Source organism: Kistimonas asteriae (genome assembly GCF_018263925.1).
Lineage (GTDB): Bacteria > Pseudomonadota > Gammaproteobacteria > Pseudomonadales > Endozoicomonadaceae > Kistimonas > Kistimonas asteriae.
Window position 1 is genome coordinate 102,167 of record NZ_JAEVHF010000005.1, and the last position, 23,610, is coordinate 125,776.

The 23,610-nt window shown below is 52.6% G+C and carries 19 protein-coding genes and 1 tRNA gene; 2 read left to right on the forward strand and 18 right to left on the reverse strand.

Annotated elements, in window-relative coordinates; genetic code table 11:
- From KHS78_RS07575 to KHS78_RS07655, 17 genes are all read right to left on the reverse strand, one after another.
- The gene (locus KHS78_RS07575; protein WP_211826841.1) at positions 1–2,439 is read right to left on the reverse strand and encodes a hypothetical protein; all 2,439 of its coding nucleotides are present in this window, start codon (positions 2,437–2,439) and stop codon (positions 1–3) included.
- A 2-nt stretch (positions 2,440–2,441) separates the two neighbouring features.
- Positions 2,442–3,794 carry a hypothetical protein gene (locus tag KHS78_RS07580; protein WP_211826843.1) on the reverse strand — a complete coding sequence of 451 codons (1,353 nt, stop codon included), beginning with the start codon at positions 3,792–3,794 and terminating at the stop codon, positions 2,442–2,444.
- 109 nt (positions 3,795–3,903) lie between these two features.
- Positions 3,904–7,812, reverse strand: coding sequence for a hypothetical protein (locus tag KHS78_RS07585; protein WP_211826845.1), 3,909 nt, complete (start codon positions 7,810–7,812; stop codon positions 3,904–3,906).
- A 5-nt stretch (positions 7,813–7,817) separates the two neighbouring features.
- The gene (locus KHS78_RS07590; RefSeq protein ID WP_211826847.1) at positions 7,818–8,240 is read right to left on the reverse strand and encodes a hypothetical protein; all 423 of its coding nucleotides are present in this window, start codon (positions 8,238–8,240) and stop codon (positions 7,818–7,820) included.
- Positions 8,241–8,248: 8 nt separating this feature from the next.
- Complete coding sequence (locus KHS78_RS07595; RefSeq protein WP_211826849.1) at positions 8,249–8,923, reverse strand: GPW/gp25 family protein; 675 nt, start codon at positions 8,921–8,923, stop codon at positions 8,249–8,251.
- 14 nt (positions 8,924–8,937) lie between these two features.
- Complete coding sequence (locus tag KHS78_RS07600; RefSeq protein ID WP_211826850.1) at positions 8,938–9,270, reverse strand: hypothetical protein; 333 nt, start codon at positions 9,268–9,270, stop codon at positions 8,938–8,940.
- 64 nt (positions 9,271–9,334) lie between these two features.
- Positions 9,335–11,014 (reverse strand): phage baseplate assembly protein V, encoded by a 1,680-nt coding sequence (locus KHS78_RS07605; protein WP_211826852.1) that lies wholly within the window; start codon positions 11,012–11,014, stop codon positions 9,335–9,337.
- Positions 11,015–11,737, reverse strand: coding sequence for a CIS tube protein (locus KHS78_RS07610; protein ID WP_211826855.1), 723 nt, complete (start codon positions 11,735–11,737; stop codon positions 11,015–11,017). It lies immediately after the preceding gene.
- Between the two features lie 2 nt (positions 11,738–11,739).
- Positions 11,740–11,925, reverse strand: a complete 186-nt coding sequence (locus tag KHS78_RS07615) for a hypothetical protein (RefSeq protein ID WP_211826856.1) — start codon at positions 11,923–11,925, stop codon at positions 11,740–11,742.
- Between the two features lie 25 nt (positions 11,926–11,950).
- Positions 11,951–12,433: a phage tail protein gene (locus tag KHS78_RS07620; protein ID WP_211826864.1), complete on the reverse strand. Its 483-nt coding sequence runs from the start codon at positions 12,431–12,433 to the stop codon at positions 11,951–11,953.
- A gap of 13 nt (positions 12,434–12,446) precedes the next feature.
- Positions 12,447–12,893: a phage tail protein gene (locus tag KHS78_RS07625; RefSeq protein ID WP_211826866.1), complete on the reverse strand. Its 447-nt coding sequence runs from the start codon at positions 12,891–12,893 to the stop codon at positions 12,447–12,449.
- Between the two features lie 131 nt (positions 12,894–13,024).
- Positions 13,025–14,428 (reverse strand): phage tail sheath family protein, encoded by a 1,404-nt coding sequence (locus tag KHS78_RS07630; RefSeq protein WP_211826867.1) that lies wholly within the window; start codon positions 14,426–14,428, stop codon positions 13,025–13,027.
- Positions 14,429–15,129: 701 nt separating this feature from the next.
- Positions 15,130–16,215 (reverse strand): selenide, water dikinase SelD, encoded by a 1,086-nt coding sequence (gene selD / locus KHS78_RS07635; RefSeq protein WP_211826869.1) that lies wholly within the window; start codon positions 16,213–16,215, stop codon positions 15,130–15,132.
- A gap of 3 nt (positions 16,216–16,218) precedes the next feature.
- Positions 16,219–16,614 (reverse strand): GrdX family protein, encoded by a 396-nt coding sequence (locus tag KHS78_RS07640; RefSeq protein WP_211826871.1) that lies wholly within the window; start codon positions 16,612–16,614, stop codon positions 16,219–16,221.
- Between the two features lie 3 nt (positions 16,615–16,617).
- Entirely contained in the window at positions 16,618–18,420 is a 1,803-nt protein-coding gene (gene selB / locus KHS78_RS07645) for a selenocysteine-specific translation elongation factor (RefSeq protein WP_211826873.1), read from the reverse strand.
- Positions 18,417–19,772, reverse strand: a complete 1,356-nt coding sequence (gene selA, locus KHS78_RS07650) for an L-seryl-tRNA(Sec) selenium transferase (protein WP_211826875.1) — start codon at positions 19,770–19,772, stop codon at positions 18,417–18,419. Before selA ends, selB begins: the two co-directional genes overlap by 4 nt.
- 51 nt (positions 19,773–19,823) lie before the next feature.
- Positions 19,824–19,915, reverse strand: a tRNA-Sec gene (locus tag KHS78_RS07655).
- A gap of 896 nt (positions 19,916–20,811) precedes the next feature.
- On the opposite strand from KHS78_RS07655, the gene KHS78_RS07660 reads away from it, so the two are divergent.
- Positions 20,812–21,360: a hypothetical protein gene (locus tag KHS78_RS07660; protein WP_211826877.1), complete on the forward strand. Its 549-nt coding sequence runs from the start codon at positions 20,812–20,814 to the stop codon at positions 21,358–21,360.
- 374 nt (positions 21,361–21,734) lie between these two features.
- Positions 21,735–22,547, forward strand: coding sequence for a methyltransferase domain-containing protein (locus KHS78_RS07665; protein WP_211826879.1), 813 nt, complete (start codon positions 21,735–21,737; stop codon positions 22,545–22,547).
- Between the two features lie 128 nt (positions 22,548–22,675).
- Here KHS78_RS07665 and KHS78_RS07670 read toward each other — a convergent pair whose 3' ends face one another.
- Positions 22,676–23,026 (reverse strand): hypothetical protein, encoded by a 351-nt coding sequence (locus KHS78_RS07670; protein WP_211826881.1) that lies wholly within the window; start codon positions 23,024–23,026, stop codon positions 22,676–22,678.
- Between the last annotated feature and the right edge of the window lie 584 nt (positions 23,027–23,610).

A 23,610-nucleotide genomic window follows, 5' to 3' on the forward strand; every position in this document is an offset into this window, starting at 1 on the left:
CTAGTCCTTGTCACGGGTGGAATAAGGGGTGCGGATACGGGTTACGAAAGGTTCATCAGCACTGTTGTCATCAGGATTGATACTGGCCGTGCCGATCCGGCCGGCATCCGTCGCCTCCGGGTCATAAGCCAATGAATCAACACGGGTATAACCGATGGTGTACTGACCGATAGGGGTTTCACCCAGGCTGGGGAACGTTAACGGCCAGTCACTGATGTCAGGTGGTGTACCCGCCAGACCGTCCTGAATAAAACGGTTCAGGAACCAGGTAGACTGTTTGACACGGTACTGACGCAACGTGTCCTGTTCATCGAGTATCTGGGCAGGTAACCGTGATAAGGCGTTTCTCCAGCTGTTATAAACCGACTCAAAATCCGCCATACATGCTCGATCGAGCCACAATAATCTCGGCGTCAAATGCGCTGGCAATTCTTGCAGCAGGGTATCAACGAACAGTTGTCTGAAGTCCGGGTCGGCCAGGCGACTGGGCCAGGAGGGAATGACGACATAAATCTCGTGAAATGCCGCATCAACTTTATCACCGCTGTCATCCTCTCCGTGCCGCAGGAGGGTACCTTCCACCAAGTGAAAGCCTTCACCATTGTGAGTCGCCAGGCTGTTCATTGCGACCATGGGCAATCCGAGTCGACGATATATACGATGACGCAAACCGGACACATTGCCTTTGCCCCAGATCGTCGGATTGGCATAGTCACCAGATTGCCCCCGATGACTACCGGTTGCCGGCAGATCCAGTAGAAACGCCGCCCGGTCGAGGGCACTTTTCAGCTGCGCCAGGCGACGGGTGAGCTGATCAGCATCCAGCGTGGTTGGTGCATCCCTGTGTGTCAGCAAGCGATCGCTGTAATGGCTATACAGCTCTTCATACTTCAGCAGCGCACTATCAGGCACCTGCTCATGGAAACGTGCGAGCTGGTGTTCCAATGATCGGCCCAGACGCTCCAGGTGATCATCAGAAAACGGCATTTCCGTCAGTCGCTGAAACGCTTCTGCGAAATAATCCGGCAGATGCTCCGCCAGAATGGCCGGTAACTGTTGGAGTTCCTGTACAGGCTGGGATTGCCAGGTTGGCGGTAATGCACTGATCGCCTGCCAGAAACCACTAATGTCAGTATCCGACAGCGACGCACTGGCCTGCATTTTTTCCATAACCTGCTGCAATGGCTGCAAACCGTCAGACTCGGGTAAGCCGAGTAACGTTCTGGCATGCCCAAGCTGGGCAAACTGATTGCTCAATACCTGATCAAACAGCAACAGGTAGGCTTGAAGTTGCTGTACCTGAGCAACACGTTCCAAACGCTCACCGGCGGCGAGGCCTGCCTGGCCAACGCCGTACATCACAGGTAAATCATGCTGGATCGACAGGTAATCGCCTGGTGTGCGATAACGCCCGGACAGTAACGTTTCTTTGGCTCGCCCCGGCGCCGAGAAAGGCGACAACAGCACGTCATACTGTGACTGAATCCTGTCTTTATCGACAGAAACAGCGACTCCCTGCTTTACAACCGTCGTATAAGCCAGGGTTTTAGCCAGATCCAGAAAGGGAGCCTTGCGTTCCAGCGGAGAATAAATCCAGGATTCCCAGGTATCATCATCCGGCCAGGTGGCATCAGTCACCTGCAGTGTTTCCACCTGCTCAATGCCATTAACGGACAATGCTTCCGTCATCAGGCGGGAAACATACAACCGATTGTGCAATGCAGGCAGTGCCAGCATGTCAGCTGACAAATACCCCCGTTCCAGCCAGGGGCCGGTGCTTAACTCATCCGGCGTGATACCGGCTGACAGCATGTCATCCCGGGACTGGAAGCGGATACGCGGCGCAATGTAATCGGCCAACCGGGCGAGCAACTGCGCCACTGTGGACGCTGTGTCAATCCCATCCGCCACGGTGATGTTCAATTTGAGGACGACAGGATAGGTCTCCAACACCTCAAGCCTGCCCAGGTCCTCACCCAGGTTACGGTGATCCAGGTAACATTGTCGTACCTGCTCCACCAGATCTACCGGCGCTCCCGGCTCTGGAATGACCTGAATATCCCAGAGCGACGGACGATCCTCCTGCGTGCTGACGGACACATTGCGAACGCCCTGGAGGTCTAGCATCAAACGACGATAATCATCTGCGGTAATGGATGCACAGGGTAATACCTCCGCACGCCCCCAGAAATGGGTTGTGCCAGGACTATCTGGCCCGGGAGCCATCAGATCAGGGACAGGGAAATCCAGCCGGTAACCCAGATCTGTAATGGCAAAACAGGCAGCTTCCAGCAATGTAATACCGGGATCATGCAGGTTGTGATCCGTCCAGGTAGTACCTGCCAGACGTTGTATCGTCTCAACCGCCTCATTGCGCAGGGCAAAGAAATCCTGTGCCGTCTCACCGGGTGGACGGTTCGGGATAGTGAGGTTATTCATGCTTACAGACCAAGATCAGTGCGGGTGACAGACCGACCATCCGCTTCAAGCTTTTCCAGAATTTTCGTCAGTAATACATTAAGTGAGACATTGTCCGACGATGTGATTTGTTCTGAGCTATTGATATCCAGGTTACCCAGCACCGCGGTTAATACATTTTCCAAACTGGTCTGGGTGATTTTGTTTGCGTTCAGGGTGATTGCATTAAGCTTGTCAGCCTCTGAGAGATTGCTGGTATCCAGTTTGTTACTGGTGAATGTCAGATAATCCAGGCGAGTTTTGTCCGCTGCGGCCATCAAGCCATCAACACTGGTTGTTGCTGCAGGTATTGCTACAAGGCTCGACTGGGTGATTTTCCCGGCATTCAAAGTAATGGCATTCAGCTTGTCGGCATCAGACAAATTGCTGGCATCCAGTTTGTCACCAGTAAAGGAGAGATAATCCAGACGGATTTTGTCTGAAGCTGCCAGTAAACCATCATCTGTTGTTGTTGCGGTAGGTATGGCTACAAGGCTGGACTGGGTGATTTTCCCTGCATTCAGGGTAATCGCATCCAGCTTGGCAGCGTCTGACAAATTGCTGGTATCCAGTTTGTCACCAGTGAAGGCGAGATAATCCAGGCGGGTTTTGTCAGCTACGGTCATCAGCCCATCAATACTGCCTGTCGCTGTCGGTATGGGCTCAAGGCTGGAGAGTGTAATCTGGTTACCATTCAGGGTAATGGCATCCAGCTTGGCAGCATCTGACAAATTACTGGTATCCAGTTTGTCACCAGTGAAGGAGAGATAATCCAGGCGGATTTTGTCAGCTACGGTCATCAGCCCATCAATACTGCCTGTCGCTGTCGGTATGGGCTCAAGGCTGGAGAGTGTAATCTGGTTACCATTCAGGGTAATGGCATCCAGCTTGGCAGCATCTGACAAGTTACTGGTATCCAGTTTGTCACCGGTGAAGGAGAGATAATCCAGGCGGATTTTGTCTGAAGCTGCCAGTAAACCATCATCTGTCGTTGTTGCGGTAGATATTGCTACAAGGCTGGACTGGGTGATTTTACCGGCATTCAAGGTAATGGCATCCAATTTGTCCTGGGCCCCAGCTGCCAGCTTCAGACCATTGACGGATACTTCCAGCGTGCTGTCGCCCGTTGTAACACTATCCAGGTTAATGGCAAGATGATCCGCTGCGTCCAGTTTCAGCCCGGTCAATTGATAATTGCCATCCGCATTACTGACAAGCCGCCCCACATAGGCGGAATGAATCAAGTCGCTGAAATCCTGCTGGTTGGGTTTATCACCACTCTGGAACTGGCTGAGAATACCGTCCAGATCCGGCAATGAAGCGGTCGAATAGGCCATTGCGTTATCCCTGTGATAGTTATTTAGGAGTGTTATTGCCCCCGGCTCCGCCAGGGTAAGAAAATGCCCGTCGCGTTATGCGCGGGAAAAAAGAAACCGGCCCTGAGAGTCAGGCGGCAACAATAAAATCAGTGTCTATAGTCATATGGCTAACACCCTCAGTGATCACGGGCACATCGGCCACGGCAAAGTCATGGCCGATCTCCATGAGACTGATCCCTTCGAACACTTCAGAGCCTGGTGGCAATGCCCTGAGTGCATGCCGGGAAGCAGGCACCAGAATGACATTGTCTGCCTGCGGATAGATCACACCACCGGCCACGCGTTGCCACACCAGTCCGTCTCCAGAGGAAGACTCCAGCGCTGTCGACACCTCCACTTTCAACACCACCTCTACAAACGGCAGTTGTTCAATGAATGTCACAATGTCAGAGACGTTGATCTCACGTCGAAAACCACCGGCAGAATCGGCTGCCGTCCAGGGGCTGAGCCTGGCAACCAGACGGTCATTCAGCGTCTGGAGCACCAGGCCCGGGTCATATTCCGGATAAAAGGTCAGTGCAATCTCAAAACGGACTTCCTGAAACTGCGGACTATCAACGGATAACCTGGCCACCGGCGGCATCAGGGGTTCCAGGTAATCCCTGATTTGCTGCTGCAGATAGCGGGGTGTACGGGGCTTAAGCAATAACGGATCGGTTGTCCTCGGTACCGCCAGTATCCGGATACCATAAGGCGTATCCGCAATACGCTGGCAATTCACCAGGAACAGTTCAGGGAAACGTTCAAGCACGAGATGCTCGTAATCCCAAACGGTCAGCGCCCGCCCTTTGTGCCGTAACCTTTCACTCACGCGCATGGCAAAAGAGTCTGTTGTTTCAACCGGGCGCCCACCGAAGCTGTCGTAGGGTTGCTGAATACCACTGATCGCCACATTTTCAGTCACCAGTGCATTGACGGTGGCAGACGGTAAAGGTTCAGGCAGGTGGTCTGGTATCTGTACAGTGTCGTCAAATCGAACTTTCACCGCCTGTGTGTGTACCCCCACCAGCTTTGACCAGGCCACCGGCTTACGCGCTACACCGTCAATGGTGGCTCGGAGCCAGATTTGACCATCTCCGGGAAACCCGCCGGTGCGGGTCATGGCGGGTTCCTGCCCAAAAGTGATAATCCCGGAGTCCACCAGGTCATTAGTGCCATCGCCCAGGATAAGGGCCCGGTCACTGTTTTCCGTCTGGTTATCCACACCAAAGGGCAGCCAGCGATTATTTGCCAGGTAACTCCAACGTAAGGACGCATTCGCCAGTGCGGGATCCCCATCGACCGGTGCGAGCTGGAACAGCAGGTTCATAGCGCCACCTGCCGGTGGACTGGCAAGACCGATATAAAGGTACCCCGCATTTTCCAGCGACGGCAGCAGTGACTGCTGGTCTGCGTCGACAACCGGTTGACTGCCCAGGGGGTGAAGATGCAGTAACTGGTTCGTAGATCCAGCACCCGCTTCATTCACGGAAATGGTCGTTTTAGCCGCATAATTGACCGCTACCCTCTGGGCCAGTGGCGTCCATGGCTGGGGGACTTCTACCGGCTCACCCGGTGGCGTCGGTTCTACGGGACTGACTGGTGCTACGGGCGTGACGGGTGCTGCAGGTGGGTTGTAACTCGAGTCCGGTGCAGGCGACGGCTCCGGATAATTGTGTACCCCGTTCTGCGCCTGGCTGTAGTTGAGTGAACCGTTGCTTCCCACACGTACCGTTCCCGCGACCCAGGTCGCTGTATCGTGGTCATCCGCCGAAACACGTTCAAACCCATTCCCCGCACCAATACCGGGCCGGCCAATCAGTAAATAGCTGCCATGGCTGGCGAGTGAACCATGCGTGATATAAGACTCAGACGCACCGCAGCGGAACAGCTGATTTTTCAAATCCGTATGAGTGATCCCACCGGAATAGAGACCCGTGTAAATCACGACAGAGTGGCCGGCATTCAATCCTGCCAGATGGTTGGCCATACTCTGGGCTGAGCTGGACAACGTATACGTGTTATGACTTATCCACCGTCTCGTTGCGTTGTCCCATACCGCGACCATGTAATAATTGCCGACACTATACAGACGCTGCCCGGAACCATCATAGATACCGGATTCCCGGGGCGCAGAAGAGCTATGTCCCTTTGATACAACGGTGAACCAGAGCTGTGACCAGTGATCTTCCCAGTCATCATCATACGCAGCCTTTTCGGCTTGGTACGCCGAGTAAACCTCAAGCTCTGATTGATAAGCCGCCAGCTCCTGCTCGTAACGCTCCTGGGCAGTCTGGTATTCAATGAACGCATTCTGGTAGGCGATCTGTGCCTGACTGTGCTGACTGGCAAACCAGGTCGTCACCGGTGCGTACAGGCTGTGTCCAAAATCATCCTCACTCAGTACCAGGCTGTACCAGAAGGGCCAGTTCCGAGGTTCCGGACTGTCCAGCGGTAAATCACTGAACGTTGTCCATTGATAACCATCAGGATAGAGGTCTGACAATGGGTAACTGGTGCTGTTCTCAACCGTTGGGCGCCGCAGTGGATGATTAAATAAAGACGTTGCCCCGGTTTCAGCAAAAGGGGAACCAAACTGGATCTGATGCGCCGGCCAGCCAGGATTACCAAGGTAGGTTCGATAAGGCTGGTAATACGTGCTGACATCATCCGGTTTGCCACTCCAGTCAAGATCCAGAGACAACCACTCCAGCGGTTTCAGGTTAAGCTCAGGGTGACTGAACTGCATCCGGCTGCCAGGCCGAGGTTGACTGCCAAACGGTTGCACCGGACCGGTTGGGTCCAGTGAGCTCTCATCATTGCGCAGCAACAACTGGCGCAGCCCATTGACCTGTACGTTGAGCTCTACTTCCGTCAACACCAGCTGGTGAAGCTTCTCATAGGCAATGTATCGCCCATTGTCGTCTGACTTGACGGTTAACTGGAGCCACGGCGTTGACAAGCCATCATGGGGTGGCTCAGGTGCCAGCGTAACCGGAGGAAACAATGGGGCAAGTGTCAGGGAGACGGTCAGTCCACTACTGTCAGCCCAGGAGTTCACCGTCACCAGGTCAGGATTATTCAGTGGCAGCATCCCCTCAGCGGTGCTGATCGCGATGTCAAAATAAGCAACGAAATCCCCCGTCAACCCGTTGGATTGAACTGCCTCGGCAAAATCGGCATCCAGCTTCAGCGTAATAACGCGAATACCCTCACTCAGCCATAGCAGGGGTGAACCCAGGACCAACCCAACGACAGGGCGCCGCTGACGTTCACTATCCAGCAGCACATTTTCTCCCAGAGCCATCGCGCCTTCTGGCGGAAACGACAGCCCCTTATCCTCATCCTCCAGATCCGTCAGCAGAAAACCCACATCATCCCCATCCTGATCCAGGCTCAGCGTTCGTAGCGTTTGAATCCTGGCATGGCTGATGGCGCTGGCGTCCTCCAGAAGATACTGCCTGGGTTGATCATTGCCATCGACTCCCGCGGCAAACGCCGTGCCCGCCTCCAACACCAGAGGATCCGCAGTTTCGTCCAATGTGACCAGCAAATGGCAATAGTCTGGCTCTGCTGGCTTTTCCCAAAGCCCCAGTACGTCCCGGTAGTAATACTGCAGATGTCGTTCAGTGAGCCGCCGGAATTGATCCCTTGGATGCCGCTGCAATTTCAGAAAAGCCAGCAGCAGAGCCATATGCGGTCTGGATGCAATCTCCCTGACAGCCTCATCGACCGTCGTATTACCATCCAGCCAGGCGACCAGTTGCCTGAGTGTTTCCTCATCAGGGAAAAAGGCAGACCAGTCCTCCGTCCATGTACCATCGGTCTTTTGGAAGCGTAACCAGCTGGCAAAGCGACGCAGGTATGACAACCATTCGGCTTCCGTACGCTCTTCGACAGAGAAATGGTTGGGATTCAGCGCCTTGAGACCACGCTGGCTTTGCAAAGTCCCGGCATGCTGCCGAACGTCGGACGACAGGATAGTGTTATTACTCATGATGATCAGGCCGCATTAAACTTGAGATTAAGAGAGGTGAACTGTCCCTGTCCGGCATACTTGGGCGTTGCATCCGGTACCGGACCATTGGGCGTTGGCTGCTGTGCCGGTGCAGTGACCTGCATCTCCGCCTGAAAATTGGATCCCTTGAGCATCAGCTTCTTGCCATTCAGCAGTTTGGTGGACAGTTGATCACCACCCAGCGCTGTTATTTTCAGTACCCCCATACCCGGAATGACATAGGGCCCCTGGATATAGTTAATCGGTAACTGCACATTTTTTTCGTCGCCTTCCAGGCACACTTTTTTACCGGTGATCATCAGTGTGCCTGTGCCACTGAGGGGAACCATCAACATGCCAATCAGGGTCGCCGCGCCCATGGCTGGCTGAAACTGGGCCATGTCACCTTCCAGAATAACGGTATCCATTGGCAGAATTATCCCGTCGTGTTTTCCAGCAGGTAGAAGGGGTAGACCAGATTATCCCGGGTATTGGTTTCCCGGATCGTGTAATGAATCTGTACGTTCAGAATGCCATCTGGCCCCTGACTGTCATCCACATCCACACTCTCCAGGTCAATACGCGGCTCATACCGTACAATGACATCGGCCAGGCGCTCTGACAGCAGGGAAACACTGTCCGCGTCCAGCTCACTGAACATGAAATCTGCCAGGGGACTGCCAAACTCGGGCCGCATGGCACGCTCCCCCAGTCGTGTATCAATCAGAATGCGAAGCGCCTGACGGATATCTTCATCGCCCTCGACCATCGCGGGCCCAAGGGCCGGGTTTGAAAAGACCGGCGGGAAAGACCAGCCACGACCGGTTAGCTGTGAATCACTCATCGCAGGGCTCTCTTCAGGGTTAGTGGGAGTCGTTGATAATGCTTGGCCAGTGTGCCCGGGCAGCAGGCGAAATGACGGAGAGGCTGATGATGGACTGGCCGTACTGATGGAGGAAAAGCCACCTATTTCCTTGACGGTGCCATCAGACGTCCTGATAAACAGTCGTCCATCAGCGGTATTAATGCCAAGCTCCCCTTCCGCCAGGTCCTCGGGGCGGGGAACCACCCCGGGAACGTTACTGCGCTTGAAAAGTATGCGGGTTGCCATACGGGATAGTCAGTTCAGAAAACACCGCCATCCAGTACCAGTCCTGACATATCCGCCGAGGTGGGATCAAACGAAATCACACCGGCAGCAATGTTGACACCATCGCCTTTCTTAACCCCGCCGAGGGTATTCAGGTCAGCCTCCGGCAGTACAAAGTTATTGGCATTGCTTTCAACCGTCTGCAGCTTGTCATGGTCAACCTGACCACCGATGGACACAATGGAACCATCATCCAACCCGATAAACAGTTTGTCGCTGACCTCGGAATAGGCCAGCTCACCCGGTAATAGCGAACTGGCTGCCGGTTCAGCGGTTGTAATACTGCGTTTGATCTGAATGGTAGACATCGTCGTTCTCCTTTCGCCGATCAGTCTTTCAGCGCCATGATCACAAAGCGCATTCCTGGGGGGGTTACTGTATTTCCGTTTTGCTGGCGGTAACCTGACACTTACCGCCCGCTTCGATCACGGCATCCGCACCGGGCTTCAGGATCAACTTGGCGCCCGCCTTGAGCGTGATGTCCTTATCACTCTCAATGACCATCTCCTTGCCAACATTGATCTTCTTCTCAGCCACGGTGATTGCCATGCCATCCTTTTCAGCAAGCACCTGGTTTGTATCCTTGCTCGCCGAAAGGGTCAGGGTTTTCTCTTTTTCATCAAACATCAGGGTCAGTGCGTCCTTCGATACCACCAAACCGCGCTGTTCCATTTTTTCGTCATACACACCGGGGGGTTTGTTTTTGGGATTATGAACAGCGCCAAGAATCACCGGTTCTGAGGGACTATTGCCAAACCAGCCCAGCACTACTTCATCATTAGGCTTGGGGGGAAGGAACAAACCCACTTCATTGCTGGCATACGGTGAAGCAGGCCGGGCCCAGACAATATTATCCTTACTGCCAAAGGTGGGTACCTTGACGGGCAAACGGAAAAGCTTGTTAGGATCTTCCTTGTAAGGCTGTACCTGACCCACCAATAAACCACGGACCGCAGCCCGCCGTTTATGTAACCCCTGAAAAAAGGCTGTGCGGGTAATCGGTATACCGATACGGACTGTCGTTCGCCAGCCCTGCTGATCCACCTCATGCCGGATACCCGTGACCAGGTACTCCCCCTGGAAGACCTTGCCGAAATCCTCCAACTTGAGTTTATCGCCTGGATTGATATCACCAGTGCCATTCATCACCAGGCTTCCCTGGTAACGATCCAGCTCACGGTAGAGCAATTCGCCGGCCACCCAGCCCTTGAGTTCCTTCGCTGCGGAAGCGGCTTCGGCCGCCGGGACATCCGATACGGCCACCCATTCACTCCGCGCCATGGCCTTTGCTGCCAGCTGGGCCGTCTCACTGCCGCCACCAATTGCCGGCACGGCCCCCTTGACCGGACTCGCGTCCTTCTGTTCTTTAACACTCCAGGCAGTGGCGGACACCTTGTCCAGTGCCGAGGTATCGTCTAGCTTCAAGTTCGCATCAATGAAATGGTCAATTTTGAAGGCGTGCGACTTACCCTCAACCTTTCCGGGTTCATTCACTACAACACTGTTCACAACCGGCATCAGCACCAGTCCATTGGCTTCTGCACGGTATTTAATAAACGACCACGCACTTTCATCGAAGATGGCCAGCTGGGTATGTTCCACCTCGGTTTTGGCAATATGCTTGTCTTCGAACTTAACGCCTCCGTCTTTCAACAGTGTCTTGATCAAATCTCCATCTTTGCTCTTTTCCTTGAACACCTGGGTCAAACGAGGCTCTACGAGTTTGATGAGATCACCGTGCAATTGCAGCACCAGACGGCTACTGCCCCGAGACACCTGAATCTGCTGGCCAGTAATCAGTCCGGAAAAAACGACGCTTTCTTCCGCCTTTTTACCCATATAGCTCAACGCTATCTCAACCGTTTTTCCTGGCGCCAACTGAGCCAACTCCGACGCCGGATACTTCCCATCCGCCGGATTACCATCAGAAACAACGACCGTTGCTTCCGGTATGCAGTGACACTCATAGCGGGTTGTTAGCGAAATGAACTTCAATTCCCGGCTCAGATCTTTTCCGTCCGCCTTGAAGGCAATATTGGCCGCTTGACTCATCTATTGCTCCAGGGGGGGAAAGACCAATGACTGTCCCACCTTCAACCGTCGAAAGCTGTCCAGCCCATTCACCCTGGCCACATCAACCAGGTAACGGGGATCCTTGTAAATGTCCCAGGTTTTGTAAGGCAGGGAATCGTTCACCAGCACCTGACGAATATGGGTGAGATCCGGCGAACTCTTGTCTTCCATCTTCTCTTGGGCTTTGTCGGACAAGTGTTCAATAAAACGACAACTGACTTCAGCCACCAGCGGCTTGCCATCACCACCGACCAGGGTGAAATTCACATCCATTTTTTTCAAACGACAATAAAAACCGCCACCCTTGCTATTTCCCAATGGCATCTCACCCCACTTGAGAATGAGAAATCGGGATTCATGCACCTTGCCGTCCATGGAGTAAACCGTATCCATCAGCGCTTTGAGCTGCTTTTTCAGATCCCGATTTTTGTCAAGCAAGGGGCCAGCAGTAAACGTGACGATATCGTCATAGATGGTGGTGTCATACAGGAACGTAACGTCAACAACCGCCGGTTCTCCCCCCTGGTATTGCCCGCCACCACTGACGCTGTTAATCGTGCAATCGCACTCTATCTGGTTCGCCATGGATAGCTTCAGGGATTCCGCCTTGAACGGCAGTGACAGTTTTTTTTCACCGGTTTTCCGTTCATCATCGGCGTACGCCAGGATGGTCATCCGGGCATCGCTGCCAAATAACGCCATACTTACCACCGCTTCCTTTCAAACAGTTCCAGTAATAACGACTCAGCCAGTCGCCCCTCGGTACTCCCAGTTGACCCGCCCTTGTTTTCACTACTGCAACAGGCTTCCCCTTTGTCACTGCCTTTTTTATCAGGCGCCGGATTATTCACCTGCGCGTTGACTTCAAGTTCCTTCAGTTCAATGGGCATCATCAACTCCTGTCAGCATCAATGATCAGATCGGTAACGGGATCAGCTGGGAATAGCTGTAGGTCATGGACTCAATCAATACCTGATTGTTATCTGCGCTCAAGCTGTCCCACTCAATGGTCTCCAGGAATGCCCTGGGTACCATCCATGCTTTGGTGGGATAAGGGATCGGCGTATCACTGAGCAACGCAATCAGCATATCTGTGCGGAGTAGTCGCCGGTCCCAGTAGGCCTGCTCGATCAGCTGCACCACCTGTAGGGGGGTCGGATCATTGGGCATTCCCCTTTTGAGGGTCAGCGTACGACGCTGTACACCCGGTTTGAGCAGTCCCCAGTTATTGTCACTGGCCAGGGAACGGGTCACCTTGAGCCCCTGGATCTCCTTGAACCGGAGATCAACCGGCGCCAGCTGTGGAAGCAACCCCGTCAGCAGTACTGCCGCAAAACGGTAGCCCACCAGTGGCGGTGCTTCGCCCAGAATGCCATCGAGTATGTCTGTTGCTGCCACGGCTCTGCCCTTATTAGCTGAATTCGATCTTCACGTTGTCCGCCATCAGCTCCAGGGTTTCCACTGCCACTTCATTGGAGCCACCGTTAAAACTGGGTGCAGTCAATTTTTTGGGGAAGGCGTTGGTCACCGTCCAGGTCACCAGCGGCTCATCCCCCGTCTCATTGGTGAGACTGACGGTAATGTCTTTCTTGTCGATCAGGTTCAGGCTGATGCTGTTGATCCAGTCATAGAACTGGCTCTTCTTGCGAACAATGCCGCGCTTGAGCGAAATGTTCACATCAGACGGCTGACCGGGCATATGCTTCTTGCCCAGACCATCCTTGTAAGTAATGGTCTCGTAACTGATGTCCAGACCGGACACCTCCGAAAAGGCAATCGCTTCGTCACCAAGGGTGACCACAAAGCGGTAGACCGGGATCGGGTATTCATTCTTGATGTCGTCGACCGTTGTCGCCATGACAGTTCTCCGGTAATCGTCCCTGGCAGCCAGTGCTTGAAACCATTCAGCGCCGGCTGCTTATTAGCAGGTTCACGCAAGGTCAACCTGAGCAAAAAAATCAGATAGATGGAAAGCGAGGATTTCCTGATCTAGCTGGAAACCGACTTGTGAGAGAAGGTCAGCACAATGAATTCCGCAGGCCTGACCGCAGCAAGGCCAATCTCAATGTTCATGATGCCGTTATTGATGTCCGCTTCGGTCATGGTCTGGCCAAGCCCAACATTGACGAAGAAAGCCTGCTCACGCACTTCACCAAACAGAGCCCCCTGCTTCCAGAGACCTTCCAGATAACTCTCAATCATGGTCTTGAGCTTCAGCCAGGTGAATGGCGTGTTCGGTTCAAACACCGCGAAACCGGTCGCTTTCTGTACCGACTCCTCCACTAGATTGAACAGACGACGTACAGGGATATAACGCCACTCGTTGTCATTACCCGCCAGAGTTCTCGCGCCCCAGACCAGCGTGCCTTTGCCGGTAAACGCACGAATGGCATTGATGGACTTCCCGGCAACGGTGTCCACGTTCATGTCCATCTGTTCGGTGTTATCAATGATACGAACCGGCCCCATCACATCGCTGACACTGACATTAGCCGGCGCTTTCCAGACTCCCCGGCTGCCATCCACCCGGGCATAAATACCGGCCATCGCCGGACAGGGTGGCAGCACCATGTACTGGCTGGAGAGCTTTGTCTTAAGCAAGGCATGCAGCGCCGTACCTTCCAGTGAACTGTCGTCCATGGCGACACCATCCAGTGTTACTTGGCTTTCATCGTAAGTACGCGACATGGTGGTACGCAGGTAGGGATAGTAGCTGGCACCATATTTCAGGTTATTCATGCCAACGCCTGTGATCGTAGCAGTACCACGAAGCGCATCCATATCCTCACTGATGAGGTCAGTTATGGAATCAATGGTATCAATCAGGGTAAAACGATCTTTCAACTTGGCACACTGGGCCATGGCAGCATCAGCCAGCGCATAATACAGCGTCGTATTATCGTGAAGCCTCGCCACTGCATCAGATAAGACCAGCAATGTCACTTCATCTATTTTGGCAATCGCTTTCAACGCATCATCAAAGAGCGCTTTTTCATCGGAGTCTGTCGCCGTCGCACCATCCTCATAATTTCCGACAGAGACCACATGACAGGCACCTCCGCCATTGGCAAAGAAATGGGCGACACAGTGGTAGAGAATAAAGGGGCTCACCGCCGGTACGGATGCCAAGTCCTGCTTGACATCCACAACATTACCCTCTGCATCCGTCACTGAGGTGAAGGAAAAGCTTTCCAGGTAAGGGCCACCGAACCAGCGTTCAAATTCCACCATGGAAGTAATCCGGATCGGCTGGTTCACCAGTGACTCGCCAGCACCATCAGCCTGAACTTCAGTGCGGCCGATAAACGCGGGGATTGCCGTGGCCACTTCAGCCACGGAAGGCGGAAAAATAGATTTTTCCTGTACATAGACGTTTGGAGTCTTCAGTTGCATTGCTGCTTCCTCTGCATCAAGCAAAAGGCACACCGGCAGGTGCCGGTGTGAATGAGTAGAGAGAGATTGAATCGGAACTGCTCAGTCCTGCTGAAACCTGCCAGATGCCAGGTCACAGAACTGGGTATGCATGGAAGCCGGAAGCGCACTTTCCGGTCATGCTATACAATTTGTAGCGTTATCCTGTGGTCATTAACAAGGTTATCCAGAACCAGAATACACAGGCTGTGTAGATTACTAACCCGTTGTTCAGTTTCCCGGTTTTTATTCAGGAAGAAAAAACCAACATCGATAAGGCCAGACAGGGTTCTGTGGAAAAGCGGTTTCTCTATTCCCCCTGTTCCCTTCTCTTTTCCATCCCCAAAAGAGGACACACCGGCCGAAGCCGGTGTGTATGCAGGAAGGGATTTTCGGGGAGTTCTAGCGAGGTGCGGCCTTGCCGCCTGAGTGGGAGTAAGGGGTAGCAGGCAAGGCCGCAGCATGAAACCAACAAAAGGATTTATCGGTCATGCTATAAATTTTGTAGCGCTATAGAGTGGTCTAGAACAAGAGCGAAACGCGCGAGATTACACAGGCTGTGTATTTATGAAGACTTGTAAGCGTATTAACCCATTATTCATGAGGGCGTTTTGAGAAAATTCCATCACACCTTTTCAACAATAACCCGCCATACCTTAGCGGGTTATTGTTAGCATGAAGGTTTACTGATCAAAACGGATGGTCACCGGTGATGAATCATCATGAAAGTGCCCCATCACTTCCAGCGCCAGCCCTTCCTCACGAGCCGTTGCGAGAAATGCCTGCTCAGCATCCAGTTTGACTGCGACCAGGAGACCGCCACTGGTTTGAGGATCCAGCAGGATTTTGATCTCCCTTTCCGTCATCGGTGCAATACGCTCACCATAGCTGTCATGGTTTCGCTGGCTGCCACCCGGCGCACAACCCAGTGACAGGTAACGATCCACATCCGGCAGCAGCGGCACAGCATCCCGATAGACGACGGCGCCCAGACCACTGCCCTCACACATTTCCAGCAGGTGCCCCAGCAAACCAAAGCCGGTGACATCAGTCATGGCCGTGACCCCCTCCAGTGCCGCAAACGCTGCACCAGGCTTGTTCAGACGGCACATGGTTTCCGTTACCAGACGCTCATGTTCCGGCAGGCAATGGCCTTTCTTGATCGCCGTTGTCAAAATACCGATACCTAACGGCTTGGTCAGGTACAAGCGGTCACCGGCCTGCGCGCTGTCATTACGCTTCAGACACTCAACGGATACACGACCATTCACAGATAGTCCGAAGATCGGCTCCGGTGCATCGATACTATGGCCACCAGCCAGCGGCATGCCGGCATCACGGCACGCATCTCGACCACCCCGCAAGACTTCACGGGCCACTTCCGGCGGCAACGTATTGATTGGCCAGCCCAGAATCGCGAGCGCCATCATCGGCGTTCCGCCCATGGCGTACACATCGCTGATGGCGTTGGCGGCCGCTATCCGTCCGAAGTCGTACGGATCATCCACGATCGGCATGAAAAAGTCGGTGGTACTGATAATGGCTTCACCATTATCCAGCGCATACACAGCGGCATCATCCGCCGTATCGTTGCCCACCAGCAACGACGGATGCCCGGTATTATCGGACAATCCTTCAAGCATCGTTCCCAGGACCCTGGGAGAAATTTTGCAGCCTCAGCCACCGCCATGGGAGTAGCGGGTCAGGCGCACCTGTTCCGTCGTTTCATCCGCCCTGACCGGACGGAGATCTGCATTCTTTTCACTCATACGTCACACTCTCACCAGGGCGGGATCAATGGCTTCAAGGCCAGACTTCAACAGCTGATAATCAATCAGCTGGAAATCGCCGAGCGTTTTGTCGTCGTAGTACCGATTCCGGGGCGCGGCTGTCATCGTATTGAATCGGTCAATAGCACTTTCGATGACTTCCAGCGACCGCATATCCAGCGTGCCTTCAATATCATCAATTGCCACCGAACGATAGGGCGATTCCCCGGGTTTGACACTGCCCGCCAGCGGGTGTGTCAACAAACGGGCGCCAGCATGTATCCGGTTACGAACCTGGTGCAGTACCTGTTCATAGCTGTCGCAGGCCTGCTGATTCAGCGTTGCAAAGTCTGACGCCACCTTGGGGTTGTTGCTGATGATCAGCAATTGTTTTGTCATGGTCTATGCCGCCTTATCGTGAACATCCGGCAGTTTCAGTACTATCCGGTCGTTGTCGTCCCGCCGGACCCAGCGATCCAGTTCCATTTTATTCAACAGGGGAATGATGTATTTCCGGCTGAGTCCGGTGCGCTCACGGGCCAGGTTGATACCAAACCGTTCACCTTCGCCGAAACCTGCCAGAATATCCCGCAGCAATTGATCGTAGAGCTCAGTCGCATAATAGATCTTGCCTTCAAAGGCCACGACGAAACCAAGGCGCACCAGGTTCCGCAGCAGTTTCTGACCGCCAACAACCTTTTCCTTGTCCGCTTCAAAACCATCCTTGCCAGCAGCACGAATACGGCCCAGCAATTGCTGGCCGTCATGACCCAGGTCATCTTCTGATGCACCGCCACCGGCCATCCAGGCATCCTTGCTCATACGAATCTTGTCTTCGTCTTTCAGCCCCTGCAACACCTGCTCCATGACAGCAACATTGACTGACAGGCGCGTGCTGAGCTCCACCAGCGTCATGGCGATGCCTTCGCCATCCAGCAGTTTCAGAATGCGTTCGCGCAGCGCTTCGCTGAAGGTGCGGCTAACCAACCAGTCGCCCAACGCAAGGTAGTCGCTGCTGTCGATGAAAGCATCACCATCTGCTACAGCCGCCAATGGTGCATAACCGTTCAGGTCAAGACTGAGTCGCAACTGGTCGGAAGGCGCCAGCGTTTCCGGCAGATCATTCAACAGGGCCTGCAGGCGTTTACGCAGATGCATGGCAACATCACTGGTCCAGACAATACGACCACTGTGGATCAGTTCGCTGCCACCGTGACGAATCATGGCCATGGATTGCCCCCAGAAACAGGGCACCGGTTTATCCAGCTTCAGCAGGGCAAGGCGGGTATCCTTGATGTACACCAGTCGCGCCAATCCATTCCAGGTACCGAGTGCGACTTCCACTTCACGGTTACGACGACTGGTATCCGCGCCTTCTTCAAGGCGAACAAACAGACGATCTGTGACCTGACAAAGCGCATCACGCCCAGCGATACAGCAACCACGTTCCAGTTCTTTACGCGTCACGCCTTTCAGGCCAACCGCTACACGGGAAACCGGTTCGGCTTCGTCCAGGTTTCTGTGATAAGACTGCAGGGTTCTGACCTGCACATCCTTGCCGGAAGGGTACATTTTCAACCGGTCACCGATTTTCAGGGAACCGTCCGCAAGGCTACCGGTCACTACAGTACCGATGCCGTTTACTGTGAAGACCCGGTCAATATAGAGATGTGCCGAATGGCCTAATGGCTGACGCTCGACCTGACGCAGCTGTCTAAGAACCATCTTACGCAGCGCGTTGATATTCTCCCCGGTCAGGGCAGACACGGTGATCGATTCCGGTATTTCGTCGGTGATGGCAAGACAATGTTCCAGCGCGTCCTCTTCGACCAGCGCCAATGTCTCAGTGTCAACGGTATCCGACTTGTTGATGCAAAGGATAATGTTACGAATCCCCATGGCATGCGCCACCTTCAGGTGATCCGTTGTCATCGGCATCCAGCCTTCATCGGCAGCCACAACCAGCAGCACCAGGTCCAGACTCCAGACACCGGCAACCATGTTGCGAATAAAACGTTCATGGCCGGGTACGTCGATGACACCGACGGTATTGCCGTCGTCATCATCAAAATGGGCGAAGCCCAGGTCCAGGGTCATGCCCCGCGCCTGCTCCACCGGTCGTGCCGTGGTTATACCGGTCAGCGCCTTGATCAGGGCGGTCTTGCCATGGTCCACATGGCCGGCTGTGCCAATCACCGCTTTCATAAGCCGAGGTAACTCCTGAGTTGTTCCGTCAGCACGGACAATTCCCGCGGTAGAATTGCCGCCATGTTCAGCTGTACACGGTCATTACGGATCACGCCAATCACTGGAAGCGGCATTGCCCGCAGATCGGCCAAAATCTGGTCAGCCGATTTATCGACCTGTAATTCCAGTGACCAGGATGGGAAAAATTCATCCGGTAACGTGCCACCACCCACGACCATTTCCGAGGGCAACAAACGCACACTGTCGCCCAGCTCAGACGCCAGCTGTTGCGCCCGCGCCTGAATAACGGCCTGACCGGTCGCCGCCTTTTCTGCCACGCCCTGCCCTTCTGATTCACGGTTGAGTTTGCGAATCAGCAATTCTTCGAGCAGGGAATACACCATCCGACCGGGCCGGAAGGCTCGCATCAGCGGGTTTTTCTCAAGCTTCTGTACGATTTCCTTTCGGCCACAGATGATGCCGGCCTGAGGGCCTCCCAGAATCTTGTCACCGGAGAAACAGACAAGATCGGCGCCCGCACGGATATAATGCGCCGATGGTGTTTCATTTGCGGCAAAGCGTTCTGTCGACAACCCTGAACCCTGGTCAACGGCCAGGATCACATGCTTCGGCAGCCGGCGCGCTACATCGCGAATGTCAGGGGATTCAGTAAAACCACGCACGACGAAGTTCGAACAATGCACCATCAACACCATGGCGGTGTTTTCCGTCACGGCATTGATATAGTCATCCGCCGTGGTGATATTGGTGGTGCCCACTTCAACCAGTTTGGCGCCAGAGAGCGCAAGAATATCCGGAATTCGGAACCCACCGCCGATCTGGATCTGCTCACCGCGGGAAACAATCACTTCCTTGCCGCGGGCCAGCTCATTCAATAATAGATAAACAGACGCCGCATTATTGTTGACCACCATGCCTTCTTCGGCACCGGTCAGACTGCTGAGCAGCTGGCTGACAATTCCCTTGCGCTGACCGCGCTTGCCATCCGAGAGCTTGATCTCAAGATTGCAGTAGCCGGTGTTCACATCGGCAACCGAATCCCACAGGGCAGGGTCAATAGGAGAACGCCCCAGGTTGGTATGAACCACGGTACCGGTGGCATTAATAACCCGCGCATGACGCTGGTTCAACAGGAAACGGCAGGCGTCTTCCAGGCGGGCATACAGCATTTCATCGGCAATGCCTTCTGTGCGGAAAGATGCCTCTTGTCGTATGGCGGCCAATGTACGGCGCACGACATCGGTGACCAGCGGACGACTCAGTTGACGAATATAGGGGGCGAGGATCGGTTCCTGGAGCAGCTGCTCCACTTGCGGCAGGCGAACGATTCCCTTCGGGTTTGCGCTCATGGCTATAACAACCCCGCAGTCTTGCGTGTAATAAGAAGGAAAGAAAAGCAGTGGCGGAAGGAGCAGGAATCGAACCTACCAGAGCCTTCGCGGCTCACATTGGTTTTGAAGACCAAGGGGACCACCAGATCCCATCCACTTCCGAAGTACGGGATGGATTATCTGGATCCGATTGGCGAAATCCTATTACGGTTTTCCGCAATCAAGGGCATGATGCAGGGTTTTATTGAGCGATATCAACGTTTCCCACCATACTGAGACTTAGCGTCAGATTTATTGCTTTTTAAGTCACAGATGCGTCATATATCTGGAATTACCGTTTAACGTACAGATAGAGATAGTTTTACTTGCACCTGTAATACCTCCCTTCTACTTTTCATTAGACTCTCGTATTAATGGGGAGAAAAAGGCTGCCAACCTAATCATTCCTCATTTTAGTCATATAAAGGAGCCTAAAGATGCCATCATCCAAAAGCATTAAAAACAGTTTTCACATATCAAGCTTTCTTTATTTAACAACAATGATGATATCCCCATCTATATGCATCGCTGACGATGAAGAAGATATTTATCCTGAAAGGATCGAACATGACACCAACGATAATGCAACAATAATTATTGATGAATTGATACGCCTACGTCCTGGCGGGCTCCGCCAAATCAACACAGAGATTCGATATGGAAATCCGGATTCACCCTACCATCAATTGAGCCTGATAAGAGGAGGCAGTATTGGAAACACGCAAATAATAAAGGCCCCCGTTGGTACGAGGATCGTAGTCAGTTACTCCCCCTATACCGCACTACGATGTTTATATTTTGATATTACTGACCTAGGTGAATCTACCATCAGATTCAACCACAATATTGACTCATATACTACGTTCAGAATTACTAATACAAAAACGCTAAAACCAATATTCAAATCCGATTTTGATCATATCATCTCAGACAATTACTATCACTGCCCATGGCCTGAACCTGCTCAATATTAGATATATATTAGCAAACACATAAATTATACGACACACGACAATTTATGAAGCAAACTACCGCATTAATTAGCATATTATTTTTATTACTACAAAACCAAAGCGCTATTGCTGACCCGATTTCGATAGAGAACGATGAAAACTTACAAAACACTAAGCCCACCGAATTATTGATTCGATTTGTTTCGGGTGCTGAATTTGATGCTACGATCTATTTTGGCGATGCGGATCAAAATGTTGAAAACCTGAAACGAGTGTGGACCTTTTACAACCGCCAATACCAACTGTGGTTGCCGGTGGGCACTCGCGTATTGGTCATTACTTATGCGCCTATCCCTACTGGCTGGGAACTGCTGGCAAGTCTCATGACAGGCGACCTGGATATACCCGAAGAAGTAGTCTGCCATTACTTTACGGTTCAGTCCGAAGGATTTTCCACCGTAGATTACAGGGGGACATATACCTATCCTGTATTCCATATTTCAGACCCAAACGTATTCAAACCTCTGTTTAACTCTGAAGACAACCATGTTTCGACATCAGGCACATGCCAATGGCCGCATCCTGTCTATGAAAATGTCTCAATACAGGAATAACATTATCGGTCTCGCTAAAAACACATCCCGCTACATTCTCAAAGCCCGTGCGTTTCACTTACCCCTTGGAGATGCGGCCATATTCGATATGAGAGGCATTCATGCCCACCATCATTGAGAGAGGAAGACGGCATCAACATTAAATGATTAAGTCACCGCCCTTTGCATGTTAGAAACATGCACATAGGAAGACGTGAAGATTCGCGTCTTTAGTATAGTCAATAATTTGGCCAAATCTTGATTAGAAAAAATATTCATATTCTTTGGCAACCTATTGTTTTCATTAACTGAAGACTTAAAAACGATCCAATTCTGGACAAATTTACTCATACTAACCTATACATTTTCGCCTTCATGCCATTGGAGTTAATGAAATGGACAAACTGTCCCATTATGTCATCCGCAGCGGCACAGAAGGCGCAAAAAGAATGCGTCTGATCGCCCCGCTTATTGCTACCGATACCAGCGCCCTGCTTGACAGAGTTGGGCTGAATAATGGCCTTGAATGCCTGGACATAGGCTGTGGAAGCGGAGCGGTTTCACTGGAGCTCGCCAGGCGGGTCGGGCCTGACGGCCACGTAACAGGCGGCGATATTGATGAGATCAAATTAACCATGGCGCGAACCGAGGCCCATTTGCAAGGCATTGATAATGTCACATTCCTGCCAATGGATGTCAGGGACCTACACGACAGCAGCGCTTATGACGTTATCTATGCCCGGTTCCTGTTGACGCATCTGGCATCCCCTTCACAAACCCTGACCATGCTTTACAGGCATCTGAGACCCGGTGGCAGCATTATCCTCGAAGATATTGATTTTAAAGGGAATACAACTTACCCAGATTGCCCTGCATTTGAACGTTATCAGGCACTCTACTGCGCCTGTGTCAAGCATCGGGGAGGAGATCCCTTCATAGGCATGAAACTACCGTCACTGCTGCGGCAAAACCACTTCACTAATGTCAGGATGGCGGCGGTACAAGCCTTGGGTATGGAAGGTGATATTAAGCTGATCAGCGCGATCACCATGGAAAATATAGCTGATACCCTGCTACACGATGGCTTGGCCAGCGCACCGGAAATCGATGAAATCATCACTGAACTGTATGCTTTCGCAGACAACCCGGACACAATTGCCGGTATGCCACGCGTAATCCAGGCTTGGGGTTACCGGCCAATAACCTAGTAACGCCTGCAACCCCATAGTAAGCCGCTTACTACAAGCACTTACTCTGCCTGTGTCAACAAAAGCGGCACTAAATCGTCATATAATCTTAAAAACACACACGATCCAGGCGAGTTTTAAATACAGAATCAGCCTTTCTTGTGATAGAAACTCTGGCCTGTAAATTCTGTCGTTAACAACTCATCCAACGACCTGTTTTCCTCCATGGCCCGGCACTGAAGACGGCGCCAGCGGATCGCGTATTCATCCACCGATTCACGTACCAGAAACCGAAGGGAAACACCCACGACAAAGACCACAACACCAACCAGGGATGGTATGGGTGATTCAATGGAAAACACCAGGGCAATCAACTCATACCCTATCAAGCCCCCCCCTACCATACCGGCGACAACGGCCACATGACTTAACAAATTGTCTGCGAATACCAGATTGGCAATTCGCTGATTACTAAGACGACCAAGAAACCAGCACCACACTGATCAACTCCCCCTGTAATCTGCTGCCAGAAAGCAGAAAAAGAGCCTACATTGCAGGACTAAACCTTGCGCGCTCTGAATGTGTTAACAGAAATGTTATTGATGGATACGCTGAGCCCTGTCAGCGATGGCTATGATTCTTCAAGGTGAGATCCCCCATGGCCGCCTATCCGGTCAGCCGCAGTTTTGGCTGGTGCTTCTGCACGCATACAACACTTTATCTCATTTTTCATGAGCGACAGATGGTACACGCTTTCAAAGCCGCTTCAATAGATCAATCCCATCCCTCCTGAAGATGGGCAAATAACACGATAAAACGCTGATCTTTCACCATGACTCGCTTATTTTATTCTTCGCACGTGAACCACCCCAATGATTTTCACGGTGTATTACCCGAATAAAAGTCACCCTACAGGACGATTGACTAACTGCGGGAAAGAAAACAGGCATATCTCCCTCATGAAAATCATCATACCCATGCCATGAAAGCGTCGCTGTCACTATCAATGACACATTCTATCGATAAATGACGCTCGCCTCGGATATCCCATAGACAGGCACTGCGGCAGTACAACCTGCCTACG